Below are 13,178 nucleotides of genomic sequence, written 5' to 3'. Positions count from 1 at the left end.
CGTGGACGCTGTGTGTAATCAAGCTGTCATTGACGCAATCACGGCGAAAGTCTGTTTCGTCTGCATCGAGTGTTCGACCTTTCTGGCTGTTACGCCTGCAGCCAATGTTCGGTTTGACCGGCCGCAGCGCGTCGTGGGTTTGGTGTGGCAAAGGTATGAAAAGGGCCGCATGTTCAACAGTGCGAAGCGTCTGGAAAATTTACGAAGGTTAGATACGGCATTTAGTGTTAAGGCGCTCGCTTCAACACAGTCCTTTGCTTCCGCCTAACAGTTGCGTGAGATTTCGGGTCTGGGTTTAAGAAAACTTTGCTCTCTTAGCTGTCTCAACTCAATACTGAAACAAGTAGCTTTTCGGCGGAGATTTAATTGCGATTTAGTGTAGGCATTGCGGTGTCAATTCTGGTGGCTGTGTCTATCGGAGTGTCGACGTTTATTGTCCATTCCCTGTGGTGGACGACAGCGCGCGACAATAGCCGCATGCTTGCGGCAGAAATAAACGGCCAGATCGCAAACACTGTCCGTATCGAGGTGGGCGTGACACTCAGGTCGGCCGAAGCCGCCTGGGCGGCCGTTCGTACGATCTTTGTTCAGAACGTCATCGCGACGCGACAGGCCGACAAGCGGGAGTTTGTTTTTCTGTCACAATTGCAGGCGCAGCCGAATATTTCATGGATGTTCTTCGGCTGGCCTGACGGGAATTTTTTCGCGTCACATCGCCTGGGTGACGGCGGGCTTGAGATGATTGAAATCGATGAGGGAATCCGCGACCGAATGCTGCGGAAAGACCGCTACATCTTCATTCCCGGTGACATACAGTTCGAAGAGCGGACCTTTACCGAAACATCCTATGATCCGCGCGAACACGCCTGGTTTAAAAACTTCATGGGCCTCAATTCCTCTGGGTGGATCGAAGCGCGCGACCTTCCGGATAGTGACAGAACCGTTTACGCCTTTGCCGGTCCGATAGACGTCAATAGAGCGCGACAAGGCGTTCTGGCAGTTGCGATCGAAACGGATCGTTTGTCACGGTTTCTTGCCACGCTTGCGCCCGGCGAATTTGGCGCGGCATTTATCTTGAATGCCGATGGAAAGGTTATTGCGGTCCCCGATGCCGAAGCGGATGAGGTTACTCCGGCGCGCATGGGCGAGGGCAAGCTTTATGAAGTCGCAATGATCTCGGGCGAAAGGCTGTTGGCTGACCCACAAGCAAATGCCTCTGGTACATTGACGAAACGTGTCGTCATTGACGGCGTGCCTTATGCGGTGGCGCTGACGCCTTTGGGGTTTTACGGCTGGCGCGTTGCCACAGTCATACCTGAAGCGGCCTTTCTTTCGGGGATCGACGAGACGCTGATCAATCTGATTTACGTTTTGATCATTGTGGTAGTTGTCGCAACCGGATTAGCGATCTGGCTGATCCGCAAAGTCGTGGCAAATCCGTTGGCCCGCATCGCCGAAGACCTCGGTAAGATTGAGCGCTTTGACGTCGAACAAATTGAGCGCAGACCGTCCAAACTGTCTGAGCTTGCCAATCTTTCTGCGGCCACTGCTAGCATGGCAGCAGGTTTGTCGGCATTCCGAAAATACGTACCTACGGATCTCGTGCGCATGCTGCTTGCTGAAGGTATCAAGATACAGCCAGGCGGAGAGATGAAGCAGATCTCTGTTTTGTTCTGCGATGTCACGGGCTTCACTGGGCTGTCCGAAAAACTTGGCCCCAAGATTGCCCAACTGATGGAGCCCTTCTTCAGCGCAGCCTCGACGGCTATCGCTCACAATGGTGGGACGATCGACAAATTCATGGGTGATGCTGTGATGGCGTTTTGGGGGGCGCCGCGTACGGATGTGAACCACGCTGAAAACGCTTGCCGCGCAGCATTGGACCTTGTCGCTGCAGTGGACGCGTCCGGAATTGAAGATGATGCCGGCAATCCGTTACGTGTCAGGATCGGGCTGAACAGCGGCGAGGCTCTGGTCGGAAATATCGGATCAGAGCAGCGGTTGAACTACACCGCGATTGGCGATGTTGTGAATGTTGCCAGCCGGTTGGAAGGAGCCAACAAAGATTATGGCACGCTGATCCTCATTGGGCCGGAAACGAGACAACAGGCTGCCGGCACAATCGTGGTGCGCGAACTGGACACGCTTACCGTATTCGGACGCATTGAAGAGCTGGTGGTCTACGAACTGATAGCGATGGCAGATGGGTGTGAGGGATCATTTGCCTGGATACAGACCTATGAACAAGGCCTTGCGCACTACCGGGCAGGGCGGTTTGAAAAAGCTGTTGCTGCATTCGAGGTTGCGGACCGAACACGAAACGGAGATCCCGCCTCAGTCGCCATGATGGCCCGCGCCCAGAGCCTGTTAGACAGGCCTCCACCGGAAGACTGGCGCGCAATTACAAGTACCAAAAAATAGTAGTAGTCAGATCCGATCAAATTAAGATGTTCAAGTCCTGGGCTTATTTGCGGAAATGATACCACCTGATTGCGCGCATGAGCGGCAGTGATTTGGGCCGCGTTCGGGAAAGTCCGACAAGCCGCGTGTTTTATGAGCTCAGCACGCCGCGGACTGCACAGTTGCTGCGAATGTCCGGAATACGGGACACGACCGCAGCATAGTTAAACTTGGCCGAGTAACCGGTATGGGCCAAAAGTGAATTACAACACGTTAATCAGCGTGCACTCGGCAATTAGACTTAAACCACCGAAAGCGCGTCATCCTCAAGCCTGGTTACGTCGACCACGACATCCTCGAAATCGGAGTCGCCCCCTCCCGTCAAGTCCTCGAAACCGATGGTCATTGACTGGCCACCCGACACGACACCCGAAAGCGCGTGTTGCTGATCGTCACTGTTCAAGGCCGCCTTTTCGGCATGAAACGTGGTCACGCCAGCAGAGTTTCCGTTCACCGTCAAAACAAAATCAAATTCGTCGTCCACGTCTGCCATGCCACCGTTGCTGGCAACAAAATTCAAGTCATCGCTGTCTGAAAGTGAATTAGCCCAATCTGCACCATCCTGAACGATGAAGAACCCTAGGCGGTTTCCGTCCGCCAAATTACTTAGCTCTACCGCGCCATTCGCTTCATTGGCGTTTTCAAACAGCAGGCGCACATTCGCGATTTCGCCGTTACTTAGAATATCATAAACGCCCAGGACATTGTTGAAGTCAGCTGTTCCGAGGTCGACCATCTGTATCCGAAAATCCGTCGCGCCATCGCCTTCGAGAAAGGATTTGTTCACGATGCCGTCGATCACGCTGCTGTCGACGCGGACCCCGGGCGCAAGGTCAGGCAGAAATTTAGCATAGCTGACCACGGTGTTTCCATCCTTGGTGATGGCAAAAAAGTCGCCGCCCGACTGCCCGCCGTCCAACGAAATCGTCAGATCCGTCCTACCGTCACCATCAACATCGAATTCAACGTTCGAATTATCGGTCAAGCGAATGTTGGACCGACTAAGCTCAACCCCTTCGATGACGAGGGACTTGCCCACTCCAAACCCGCTGATAACACTTTGATCCAGTTCTTCCGGCGTCACTCTAAGGGTATCCCCGTCGCCAAATGACAGATTCTCTTGCGAAGATGTCGAAACCGGATCTGCCGGTTCGCCCGGATCGGGAACGACCGGTATCGGATCGGAACCGCCGGCATCCGATCCTGCGCCAGTGTCCAACTGGACACTCGCCGTGGTGCGGGCAAAATTCTGGGTCACAACGACGGCAGGAATGCCACCAAATGAACCAATCTCAATCCCGATGCCGATGTATGCCAAGTTCGGATTCAGGATGTTTGCGCGGTGATTGGGGCTGTTCAAAAGCGCGTTGTGCAAATCGACGACATCGTCTGAAAACCCCGGCTCTCCGCCCTGACTTTGCCAGGCTATGTTCTCGGCAGTCGCCCAAGATCCGGACAAAACAAAACCCGCATCGCGCATACGCTGGGTGGCCGAGCTACCACCCGCACCCGTGTGCGAGAAGTTACCGGATTCCAGCATCCACTGGCTATGCTCTTCGGCCGAAGCGTTCAAGCGGAGTTCCAGTTGCACAGAATCAAGGCCACGCGATGCACGTTCTGCATTGATCAAATTAAGCATTTCACGCTCAAGCGTGCTGGCTTGCGACATCGTCCATCCCCTGATTCAGCGCAATCGTCGAAGCAAACTCGTTCAGATTTCCACAAACTGCAGTCGAAAAAACGCGCGCAAGCCTTAAACGGCAGAGTTTCGCTCGACGGGGTAGTGCGAACGGCGATATTTTGCGGAACGCGCGTCCGTTGGATGCAGAAGGTTCCCACGTTTACATTGATAGCTGCCCACGAAAGGCGGCTTAGATCAGGCGATCGATGCGGCGATGGTTCCGGGAATGGGGATAATGGTTGGCGATCCCGGAAGGACTCGAACCCTCAACCTGCTGATTAGAAGTCAGCTGCTCTATCCAGTTGAGCTACGGGACCGCTGGGCCCTTCTTGCTGTTTTTACTTCCGGGGTTCAAGAGCCAAGCGCATAAAGGCGCTGTTTGGGTCGCTTTCATATCCAAAAATCGGACCGCAATAGGAATACCCAAGCCGTTCATACAGCTTACGGGCGGCCGCGTATTCCGGCAGATGTTCCGCACCTGTTTCCAGAACCAAAGCCACCATCCCTTGGATACGGGCCTCATCTGTCAGGTGGTTCATCATCCGACGCGCCAGACCGCGTCCACGCGCCTGCAAAGCGATGTGAACAGATTTCACCTCGGCCGTTCCGTCAGGTAACGCCTTTAACGCTCCGCAGCCGACGGGCTGTCCGTCGTCAAACATGGCCCAGAACCTGATGCCCTCGGCAGCCAGAGCCTGTGCATCCATGGTATGGTTGCTTTCCGCAGGTCCGGCAGTTTCGCCATGGGCGAAATGCGCCTCGATCAATGGGCGCAGCGCGTCCGAGGTCGGGTCGGCCTCATGGATTTCGATCATTCAGTGGGTCCAAGGCGCGCGCCGATCGGTGGCGAAATTCTCACCATAGCCGCGCGAACGCAGGTTGGGTTTGCGTTTGTGCGGTTCGCTAACCTGGACTTCGATGCCATTGTCTTTGGCATAATCCAGGGCCTCTTCTTTGGTGTCGAACTTCAGGCGCACTTGAGTTTGCGTATCGTCGGAAGATGTCCAGCCCATCAGCGGATCAACCTCACGCGACGACGCGGGCGCGTATTCCAGAACCCACTTGCGGGTCTTGGCCATCCCCGAAGTCATTGCGTTCCTGGCAGGCTTGTAAATCCGTGCGCGCATGTCGCCTCTCCGTCCTCAATTGGCTGAGATTATTTATGCGTCAGAGCGTGCGCTGGGACAAGAACGGAATTGTCGCGGCCGCGCACGTTCTGATGTCAAAAACTGTCATCAGCGCCCTGTATTGATCGCGCAACCCCACAAAGAGGACAGCAACATGATCCACTACGAAAAAAGCCTGGAAATCGACGCCCGGCCCGAATCCGTTTGGGCCATTCTAAGCCGTTTCATGCATATCGACGAATTCGCGCCACAAGTCGCCTCGGTGGATGCGCTGACGACTGGGCAAAACGGCGTCGGGTCGAAACGGCGTTGCCACTTTGAAAACGGCACCTCGCTGGTCGAGGAAGTGACCGATTGGCAAGTCAACAAAGGCTATCGCGTACGCTTGTCAGAGATGCCGGCGATGCCTTTGACCCAAGCACATGCGGCCATCACCATCGAACCCCTCGCGAATGGCCATTCGCGAGTCGTCTGGAGCATGGATTACCAGATGAAATATGGCCTGCTGGGCTGGCTGATGGGTCAAACGCTGATGAAGGCGATGATGGGCCGGGTTCTGGAGAGCAATCTGAAAGCGCTGGCCGACAAGGTGCAATCGGTTCAAATCCCCGATGCACAGTATGCCTATTACTGAAACTGAGTTTCTGAACCGGATCAGGCCTTGCAGTTGGACAAAATAAGAACAAATGTAAGGGCCTGACCCGGAGCCTGCCTATGCCCTATGCCCATTCCGACAAGACACAGCTGACCGCTGATGACGTTCGCGCGCGCCTGAAACTCGAAGGCGGCAAGCAGTTCGTCATGCATACCGAGTTCGCGCCTGCTGGTGATCAGCCAACTGCGATCAAGGAACTGACCAGCGGTATCTTTGACGGCGAAAGAGAACAGGTTCTGCTGGGCGCGACGGGGACCGGTAAGACGTTCACTATGGCCAAAGTGATCGAAGAAACCCAACGCCCTGCGATCATCCTTGCGCCCAACAAGACGCTGGCGGCCCAGCTTTATGGCGAATTCAAAGGCTTCTTCCCGGAAAACTCGGTCGAATACTTCGTCTCTTACTACGACTATTACCAGCCCGAGGCCTATGTCGCGCGGTCGGATACCTATATCGAGAAAGAATCCCAGATCAACGAACAGATCGACCGGATGCGCCACTCGGCCACCCGCGCGCTGCTGGAACGCGATGACGTGATCATCGTGGCCTCGGTCTCGTGCATCTACGGTATCGGCTCGGTCGAAACTTACGGGGCGATGACGCAGGACCTGAAGGTCGGCAACGAATACGACCAGCGCCAGATCATGGCCGATTTGGTGGCTCAGCAATACCGCCGTAACGATCAGGCGTTTCAGCGCGGCTCGTTCCGCGTGCGCGGCGATTCATTGGAAATCTGGCCTGCCCACCTTGAGGATCGCGCCTGGAAGTTCTCGTTCTTCGGCGAGGAGCTGGAAACCATTACGGAATTCGACCCGCTGACCGGCGAACGTGCTGCGTCGATGGAGCAGGTGCGCGTCTATGCGAACTCGCACTACGTGACGCCGAAACCGACGATGAACCAGGCGATCATTGGGATCAAAAAGGAACTGCGCATCCGGCTGGATCAGCTGGTGGGCGAGGGCAAGCTGCTGGAGGCCCAACGTCTGGAACAGCGCACCAACTTCGATCTGGAAATGCTTGAGGCCACTGGCGTCTGCAACGGGATCGAAAACTACTCGCGCTATCTGACCGGCCGCGCACCGGGTGAGCCGCCCCCGACGCTGTTCGAATTCATCCCCGACAATGCCATCGTCTTCGCCGACGAATCCCACGTCTCCGTGCCGCAGATCGGCGGCATGTATCGGGGCGACTATCGGCGCAAGTTCACGCTGGCCGAACACGGCTTCCGCCTACCGTCCTGCATGGACAACCGCCCCCTCAAGTTCGAGGAATGGGACGCCATGCGCCCGCAATCTGTCTTCGTTTCCGCCACGCCTGCGAAGTGGGAGATCGAACAGACCGGCGGTGTCTTCACCGAACAGGTGATCCGCCCAACAGGCCTGTTGGACCCCGAGGTCGAAATCCGCCCTGTCGGCATGCAGGTCGACGACCTACTGGACGAGGTGCGCAAGGTCGCCGCCGATGGCTATCGCACGCTGGTCACCACCCTGACCAAACGCATGGCCGAGGATCTGACCGAATACATGCACGAACAGGGCATCAAGGTCCGCTACATGCACTCGGATATCGACACGCTGGAACGTATCGAAATCCTGCGCGACCTGCGTCTGGGGGCGTTCGACGTGCTGATCGGCATCAACCTGCTGCGCGAGGGGCTCGATATCCCCGAATGCGGGCTGGTCGCCATTCTGGACGCGGACAAGGAAGGCTTCCTGCGATCCGAAACCTCACTGGTTCAAACCATCGGTCGCGCCGCGCGGAACGCCGATGGCCGTGTGATCATGTATGCCGACAAGGTCACCGGCAGTATGGAGCGCGCCCTGAACGAAACCAACCGCCGCCGCGCAAGACAGATCGCCTATAACGAGGAAAACGGCATCACGCCTGCGACGGTGAAGAAAAATGTCGAGGACGTTCTGGCCGGTCTCTATCAGGGCGACGTCGACATGAACCGCGTCACCGCCACCATCGACAAACCGATGCACGGCGCGAATCTCGAGGCCCATCTGGACGGGTTGCGCGACCAGATGCGCAAAGCCGCCGAGAACCTTGAATTCGAAGAGGCTGCCAACATCCGGGATGAAATCAAACGTCTGGAAGCGGTCGACCTCGCCGTCGCCGACGACCCCATGGCGCGCCAATGGGCGGTCGAGAAAGCCTCGGAGGACGCGGTGAAATCGCGCGGACGGTCAACGGCTGGCAGGCCGGGGCAGCGGGGTGGGAATGTGAAGCGGCGGAAGCAGTAGCCCTAAAGCGAACAAATTGTGAGCTGTTTAATCGAAACATTTAACTAAAAGTTGTTCGATCTCATGGGTGCTATAGTCGCCATCTGCCTGTTTTTTCTTCTCGCGCTCAGCATAGGCATAACAACAATTTGGGTATGGCTCAGTGTTTTTACCGGGAAGCGAGAACCGACAATCGTTCGATCCATTTTTTTGCTGGCATCTGCGTTTTCAATTACTGCAATACTGTGCTTTGGCAACCCGATAGGCGATCCATTTTCGCACCTACTGACACTGTTTTTGTGGCCCTTCGTCTGGTTTTATGCGCTTCCAGATCTCGTTGCCGCAAACCTTAACTACTTTTTGGTGGGCGCCCTAGTAGTCTTGATGGCAACACTGGTTCTCGCATTCATGACCGCAAGGATTACACGAGTTTTGGTCACTTTTGCAGGTTCTATCTTGGCCGTTTTTGTACCCGTCTCAATTGAGAACTCAATTGTGAAAGAGCGAATGGCGTCACAAGCAAAAGAAGCCGACTTACTAGTCTTCGAGCAATACTCTTTTTTTCGATCCGCCAGAGAAGGTTATTCGGACAACAGAAATCCCCATGGTTACGCATGTGATTCTAGCGACTGGCCCTATCTTTGGAGCTATAGGCAGCGGGACTGGGTTTCGTTGCCGCCTGACTCTCGGTTTGGTCGGGGCAATCCTGAATTGGCCAGGTTCTACTGCAAGCAAAGCCGACGCAATTTAGTGGATAGTTCTTAAGGCAACCGTGGACCGAGCTTCCGATACATCCATCGCGCTCCCCCACGCTTCAAACTTGCAGCCCAGCGCGCATTCCTCCACGTTTGAAATCACAAATTGTGATTCCAATCGGTTGCCATGACGAAACCCAAAAATCTGCCCAGCACGCATGAGGTCCAAAGCGCCATTCACCGGGTGCGCGGCACCCGCGTGGTGCTGGCCGAGGATCTGGCGCAGTTCTACGAAAAATCCGTCAGCGCCTTCAATCAGGCCGTGTCGCGTAACAAGGACCTATTCGAGGGGTATCGCTTTCAGCTGACCGATGCCGAGGTCGCCGATTTGCAATCACAGAATGTGATCTCAAAACCCAAAGGCCGTGGTGGGCGACGGGTCAATCCGTGGGTCTATACGGATTACGGCGTGGCCATCGCATCCGCCCTGTTCAAGGACCCGCGCGCGATCAAGATCACGCGGATGATCACCGAAGCCTTCGTCGACGGCGCAAATGCTCTGGCCGAGACCCCGCGCAGCGTGCCGGAAATTCTGCCGCCCGAGGACGCCCCCGCCCCGCTGCTGCCCAATGGCGATCAGCTGCGCGATCTGGCCGAAAACATCCTCGATTCCGGGCAACAGAGCCTTGTCGACTATATCGCCAACCCCACCACCAAGCGTCAACAAGCGGTGGCGATGATCATGAAAACTCTGGCTGAGACCGCAGGCGAAGAGGTGCGCACCCAGCAAGAACGCCTGCGCCTGCGCATTGCCGAGCGTCTGGCCACCGGTGACTACACGGATGACGGCGACCGAAAACAACTGCTGGAATTGCTGCAGGCGATGAAGGGCTAAACACCCAATTCCGCCCGCAATTTCTTGGTCAGCTTCGCCACGACCAACTCGTAGGACGTCACGATATGCTCGCGCAGCGACGCATCGCTCATTCCGCGTTCGTCATAGACCTGCAGCCATTTCATGCCCCGCGACGCCAGATAGGGCGCTGGGCGGATGCCGTGTTCGCTGCCCAGCACCTCAAAAGCCAGATCGGTTGCTTTGAAAGTGAAAGCATCCTTGCCGTCGTTCCAGCCACAGAGCGCAAAAACCTTGCCGCCTACTTTCCATACATCCGCATTACCCCATTGCACCACATGGCTGGTGGCTTTGAGGTTGGCACAAAAGCTGTTGAATTCATCGCGGGTCATCAGCCCAATTTTGGCGATTGGGTGTGGTTTGGCAAGCGCTGGGCGAGGTTTTATCCCTTGTCCCAGTGGACCACGACGTCATACCCCGCAGGCGATGGTGGGCCTTCCAGAAACTCGGCGAAATGACCCCAAAGCTTGGCCACTTTGGATGCGTTGGCGTTTGATGTTTCCTCGCTTTGGACAACTGCGACGACAAATCCAGTGCCGTCTTCATTCATGACATTGGTAAAGCTGTGCATGCCTTCCATGCCCATAATCTGGTCTTTCAATTCATTCATTTTGGCCTCGGCAGCATCCCGCATGCCAGGCTTCATTTTGAACTGCGTAATACGTGCAAACATGACTTTCCTCCCTTTCAGGGCGAAATCCCCCACTGACGGCCGAAGCGGCGCGTCACGCGCACTATAGCATAGATTCGAATGTTTCGGATCGAGGTGATCAGGGCCGGACGAACTTGGCCGAACCCACCTGCCGTTGAGGCGCCGTCGCAGCCGGTTGAGGGTCCGCAGCCGGTTGGGGGATTGCGAACTGAGGAGCCGTCGCCCCGCAGGCCACACCATCTCCATCCGTATCGTTGCGCGTGTGGTATCCCGGCTCACCGTCCCAGTACGGCCCCGGCACCAAGGCTTCGGCGGCCTGGCAGCCAGCCAAGGCCACCAGATGCAACAGGGCATCGGGGCCTTCGAATTCTGATGTCCGCAAAAAAACACCCACCGCGATCGCCGCAGTGGTCGCGGGCAACATAAGGATCATGATAATAATACGAAAAGGCGACAGCGCCCGTCTGCGCTGCGCATCCGCGCGCCGATGTCGCGCTGCGGCTCTTGAGTTTTTCTTATTCGAGCCTTGCTCGGAATCATTGAGCGCCATACCGGACACCTAACCCGGATTTGTGGCAAAACCGAGACCCGAATGTCCCTCTCGCGTATAGGTCGCTATGCGGATAATGTTGCATCCGGATGTACCCCCAAGGCTAAAATACCGATGACCAAAACCGACCCGTATCGCCCGGTTGATGAAACAGCCTGCCAAATGGCCCGCGACCTGATCGAAAACGCGACGTTCGGCGCGCTGGCCGTGTTGCACCCTGATACGGCGTTACCTTCTGTGTCGCGCGTAGCCCTTGCAACGGATGATCGAGCGCGGCCGGTCACGTTGATCTCAACCCTGGCCGACCATACCCAGGCACTGACCACCAATCCGGCCTGTGCGCTGTTGATTGGTGAGCCCGGTGATACAGGCGATCCGTTGACGCACCCAAGGCTGACGCTGCATGCCAACGCGCAGCTCGTCGCCAGAAAGACAGAGAAACACGCCGCGCTGCTCGCCCGGTATCTGAGCCTGAGGCCCAAAGCCAAGCTTTATGCGGACTTCACCGATTTCGGGTTTGTCACGTTCACCATTTCCGATGCCGTTTTGAACGGCGGCTTTGGCAAGGCATGGCGCCTTGCCCCAACCGATATCTGGACCGATCAGCGCACCACATGAACGGCGCAGGCCGCATGGCGCACCACATGGTTGGTCGTAGAACCCAGCAACAAATCCTGCATCCCGGGACGGTGAGACGCCATGATGATCAGGTCGGGCTTATGTTCGACCGCCCAATCAAGAATTGTCCGGCCCGAATGACCCTCGACCAGAACACCATTGGCGTTGGGCAGTTTTTCGGCAAGCGCGTCCAGTTCCATCTGCAGCGCCTTGCGTGCCTCGGCCAGATACTCTGGCGGCATGTAGGAAATGGCGTAACTCGGGATGTGTTCGACCACGTGCAGCAACGTGACCTGCGCATCCGATGTCGCCAGTATTTCGGCCAGCTTCAACGGCCCCGAGATATCCCTTTCGGCATCAAAGGAAATGGGGACAAGAATATTGTGATACATGACGCGCACCTCCGTTTTCACGCCTGAATCCTGCACCATCTCAGGCTGTTAGGCATTGATTCAGATCAGGCTCCACCAAAAGTCCCGGCCACCTCATACATCACCGGCTCAAAACTTTTGCACAGCTCGTTAATCTGCCGATTGCGGTTTCGCATTTCCGTGGTGCGCAGCATGGCCAGAAAATCCTCGCGGCGTTCCCATTGCGAATAGTTCGCGATCCGCGTCTGCGCGTCATTCACGTGCAGTCCCGCAGCGACAAATCCGGGCTGTTTCGAGATGAATTCCGCATAAGCGTCCGTCAGAGCTTCCAGCAAGTCCTGGCAGGTGCCAGGCGTCATCTCAAAGGTCGTGATAACTGTCTGGACGCTGGCGTCTTTGGCAATCTTCGGCATCTGGATTCTCCTCTATCTGTTTCAAACTTAACATAGGTTTTGAAAAGGTCTTGTGTTTCCTTTGTCATTCAGCGGCATAGAATTCCTGCAGAATTCGGCCAAATCCTAACGATCCGTTAACCATGCTGGCGGATGCTGCGCGCATGCGCCAGGTTTCAATCCTTCTGATTTTGTTGTTGGCAGCCTCACCAGCCTGGTCTGGCGCTTGGTTGCGGGACAAGGGCGCAGCTTTTGTATCGACTGCCGTAACGGCGTTTAAGGAACCGGATTACGGATACGACTACAAAGGGTCATTTTATGCCGAGTACGGGTTGCGGGAGAAGCTAACGCTTGGCCTGGACGTTGAAGAGCACCGCGACATTTATGGGCATGCTCTGGTGTTTGCCCGCTTGCCTGTCGCCGAATTCGAAAAGTCAGGGCGCTTTGCTGCCGAGATTGCAATCGGTGCCCATCATCGCCAGATGCGAGCCTGGGCCTTGTACAAAGCCACGCTCTCGTACGGCAAGGGGTTTCAGACCGGCTGGGGCAATGGCTGGATCGCCATTGACGCTGCACTGGAATTTCGAACGCATGATGCGGTATATCGCAAGTTGGACCTTACTGCAGGCCTGTCATCCCCGCGCCTTATTAACCCCCTGCTGCAGATCGAAACCGCGTACCAAAGCGACCACCCCCTGCACTGGAGGATCAAGCCCTCAATCATGATCCGCACCAAGGACAGCCCCACCACATGGGTTCTGGGCTTGGAACGCAATGATGCCCGCAAGAATACGGGCATCAGGCTGGCTATCTGGAATACATTCTAAGACGCCCGTGAT

The 13,178-nt window shown here is 56.1% G+C and carries 15 protein-coding genes and 1 tRNA gene; 7 read left to right on the top strand and 9 right to left on the bottom strand.

Annotated elements, in window-relative coordinates; all coding sequences use genetic code 11:
• Positions 1-366: 366 nt before the first annotated feature.
• Positions 367-2,421, top strand: coding sequence for an adenylate/guanylate cyclase domain-containing protein (locus AC2FFP_RS11725; RefSeq protein ID WP_496767367.1), 2,055 nt, complete (start codon positions 367-369; stop codon positions 2,419-2,421).
• Between the two features lie 280 nt (positions 2,422-2,701).
• On the opposite strand, the gene AC2FFP_RS11720 is transcribed toward AC2FFP_RS11725, so the two are convergent.
• From AC2FFP_RS11720 to AC2FFP_RS11705, 4 genes are all read right to left on the bottom strand, one after another.
• Complete coding sequence (locus AC2FFP_RS11720; RefSeq protein WP_496881061.1) at positions 2,702-4,129, bottom strand: CAP domain-containing protein; 1,428 nt, start codon at positions 4,127-4,129, stop codon at positions 2,702-2,704.
• A 252-nt stretch (positions 4,130-4,381) separates the two neighbouring features.
• Positions 4,382-4,458, bottom strand: a tRNA-Arg gene (locus AC2FFP_RS11715).
• Positions 4,459-4,479: 21 nt separating this feature from the next.
• Complete coding sequence (locus AC2FFP_RS11710; RefSeq protein ID WP_496767372.1) at positions 4,480-4,956, bottom strand: GNAT family N-acetyltransferase; 477 nt, start codon at positions 4,954-4,956, stop codon at positions 4,480-4,482.
• Complete coding sequence (locus AC2FFP_RS11705; RefSeq protein WP_109312827.1) at positions 4,957-5,268, bottom strand: ETC complex I subunit; 312 nt, start codon at positions 5,266-5,268, stop codon at positions 4,957-4,959. It abuts the gene before it with no gap.
• Between the two features lie 154 nt (positions 5,269-5,422).
• Here AC2FFP_RS11705 and AC2FFP_RS11700 point away from each other — a divergent pair, with 154 nt between their 5' ends.
• The 4 genes from AC2FFP_RS11700 to AC2FFP_RS11685 all read left to right on the top strand — a co-directional run bounded on the left by AC2FFP_RS11700 (position 5,423) and on the right by AC2FFP_RS11685 (position 9,738).
• Complete coding sequence (locus tag AC2FFP_RS11700) at positions 5,423-5,902, top strand: SRPBCC family protein (RefSeq protein ID WP_496767374.1); 480 nt, start codon at positions 5,423-5,425, stop codon at positions 5,900-5,902.
• An 80-nt stretch (positions 5,903-5,982) separates the two neighbouring features.
• Positions 5,983-8,169, top strand: a complete 2,187-nt coding sequence (gene uvrB / locus AC2FFP_RS11695; RefSeq protein WP_496767376.1) for an excinuclease ABC subunit UvrB — start codon at positions 5,983-5,985, stop codon at positions 8,167-8,169.
• A 63-nt stretch (positions 8,170-8,232) separates the two neighbouring features.
• Positions 8,233-8,913, top strand: coding sequence for a hypothetical protein (locus AC2FFP_RS11690; RefSeq protein ID WP_496881060.1), 681 nt, complete (start codon positions 8,233-8,235; stop codon positions 8,911-8,913).
• 117 nt (positions 8,914-9,030) lie between these two features.
• Positions 9,031-9,738 (top strand): ORF6N domain-containing protein, encoded by a 708-nt coding sequence (locus AC2FFP_RS11685; RefSeq protein WP_496844591.1) that lies wholly within the window; start codon positions 9,031-9,033, stop codon positions 9,736-9,738.
• On the opposite strand, the gene AC2FFP_RS11680 is transcribed toward AC2FFP_RS11685, so the two are convergent.
• The 3 genes from AC2FFP_RS11680 to AC2FFP_RS11670 form a co-directional block, all read right to left on the bottom strand.
• Entirely contained in the window at positions 9,735-10,088 is a 354-nt protein-coding gene (locus AC2FFP_RS11680; RefSeq protein ID WP_496844590.1) for an MmcQ/YjbR family DNA-binding protein, read from the bottom strand. The genes AC2FFP_RS11685 and AC2FFP_RS11680 overlap by 4 nt on opposite strands.
• A 50-nt stretch (positions 10,089-10,138) precedes the next feature.
• Positions 10,139-10,429, bottom strand: coding sequence for an antibiotic biosynthesis monooxygenase family protein (locus AC2FFP_RS11675; RefSeq protein WP_170414756.1), 291 nt, complete (start codon positions 10,427-10,429; stop codon positions 10,139-10,141).
• Between the two features lie 97 nt (positions 10,430-10,526).
• On the bottom strand, positions 10,527-10,958 hold the full coding sequence (locus AC2FFP_RS11670) for an excalibur calcium-binding domain-containing protein (RefSeq protein WP_496767385.1): 432 nt from the start codon (positions 10,956-10,958) through the stop codon (positions 10,527-10,529).
• A gap of 114 nt (positions 10,959-11,072) precedes the next feature.
• Here AC2FFP_RS11670 and AC2FFP_RS11665 point away from each other — a divergent pair, with 114 nt between their 5' ends.
• On the top strand, positions 11,073-11,576 hold the full coding sequence (locus AC2FFP_RS11665; RefSeq protein ID WP_496881059.1) for a HugZ family pyridoxamine 5'-phosphate oxidase: 504 nt from the start codon (positions 11,073-11,075) through the stop codon (positions 11,574-11,576).
• Here the strand turns inward: AC2FFP_RS11665 and AC2FFP_RS11660 are convergent.
• Together AC2FFP_RS11660 and AC2FFP_RS11655 are read right to left on the bottom strand one after the other, a co-directional pair.
• A complete protein-coding gene (locus AC2FFP_RS11660; RefSeq protein ID WP_496725906.1) occupies positions 11,561-11,968 on the bottom strand; it encodes a universal stress protein in 408 nt (135 codons plus the stop codon). The two genes, AC2FFP_RS11665 and AC2FFP_RS11660, sit on opposite strands and share 16 nt — an antisense overlap.
• A 65-nt stretch (positions 11,969-12,033) precedes the next feature.
• Positions 12,034-12,360, bottom strand: a complete 327-nt coding sequence (locus tag AC2FFP_RS11655; protein WP_058278712.1) for an antibiotic biosynthesis monooxygenase family protein — start codon at positions 12,358-12,360, stop codon at positions 12,034-12,036.
• A 143-nt stretch (positions 12,361-12,503) separates the two neighbouring features.
• Here AC2FFP_RS11655 and AC2FFP_RS11650 point away from each other — a divergent pair, with 143 nt between their 5' ends.
• Positions 12,504-13,166, top strand: a complete 663-nt coding sequence (locus AC2FFP_RS11650) for a hypothetical protein (protein ID WP_496778850.1) — start codon at positions 12,504-12,506, stop codon at positions 13,164-13,166.
• Positions 13,167-13,178 lie beyond the last annotated feature (12 nt).

It is taken from the genome of Ruegeria sp. YTSC004 (assembly GCF_059609805.1).
Note: the sequence above shows the minus strand (reverse complement) of the source record. Positions and strands in the feature narration are given on the sequence as shown.

Bases quoted from the DNA above. Each gene is read 5' to 3' on its own strand.
- AC2FFP_RS11675 (WP_170414756.1), bottom strand. From the start codon at position 10,429: ATGTTTGCACGTATTACGCAGTTCAAAATGAAGCCTGGCATGCGGGAT.
- AC2FFP_RS11650 (WP_496778850.1), top strand. From the start codon at position 12,504: ATGCGCCAGGTTTCAATCCTTCTGATTTTGTTGTTGGCAGCCTCACCA.
- AC2FFP_RS11720 (WP_496881061.1), bottom strand. From the start codon at position 4,129: ATGTCGCAAGCCAGCACGCTTGAGCGTGAAATGCTTAATTTGATCAAT.
- AC2FFP_RS11660 (WP_496725906.1), bottom strand. From the start codon at position 11,968: ATGTATCACAATATTCTTGTCCCCATTTCCTTTGATGCCGAAAGGGAT.
- AC2FFP_RS11710 (WP_496767372.1), bottom strand. From the start codon at position 4,956: ATGATCGAAATCCATGAGGCCGACCCGACCTCGGACGCGCTGCGCCCA.
- uvrB (WP_496767376.1), top strand. From the start codon at position 5,983: ATGCCCTATGCCCATTCCGACAAGACACAGCTGACCGCTGATGACGTT.
- AC2FFP_RS11685 (WP_496844591.1), top strand. From the start codon at position 9,031: ATGACGAAACCCAAAAATCTGCCCAGCACGCATGAGGTCCAAAGCGCC.
- AC2FFP_RS11690 (WP_496881060.1), top strand. From the start codon at position 8,233: ATGGGTGCTATAGTCGCCATCTGCCTGTTTTTTCTTCTCGCGCTCAGC.
- AC2FFP_RS11680 (WP_496844590.1), bottom strand. From the start codon at position 10,088: ATGACCCGCGATGAATTCAACAGCTTTTGTGCCAACCTCAAAGCCACC.
- AC2FFP_RS11700 (WP_496767374.1), top strand. From the start codon at position 5,423: ATGATCCACTACGAAAAAAGCCTGGAAATCGACGCCCGGCCCGAATCC.
- AC2FFP_RS11670 (WP_496767385.1), bottom strand. From the start codon at position 10,958: ATGGCGCTCAATGATTCCGAGCAAGGCTCGAATAAGAAAAACTCAAGA.
- AC2FFP_RS11655 (WP_058278712.1), bottom strand. From the start codon at position 12,360: ATGCCGAAGATTGCCAAAGACGCCAGCGTCCAGACAGTTATCACGACC.
- AC2FFP_RS11705 (WP_109312827.1), bottom strand. From the start codon at position 5,268: ATGCGCGCACGGATTTACAAGCCTGCCAGGAACGCAATGACTTCGGGG.
- AC2FFP_RS11665 (WP_496881059.1), top strand. From the start codon at position 11,073: ATGACCAAAACCGACCCGTATCGCCCGGTTGATGAAACAGCCTGCCAA.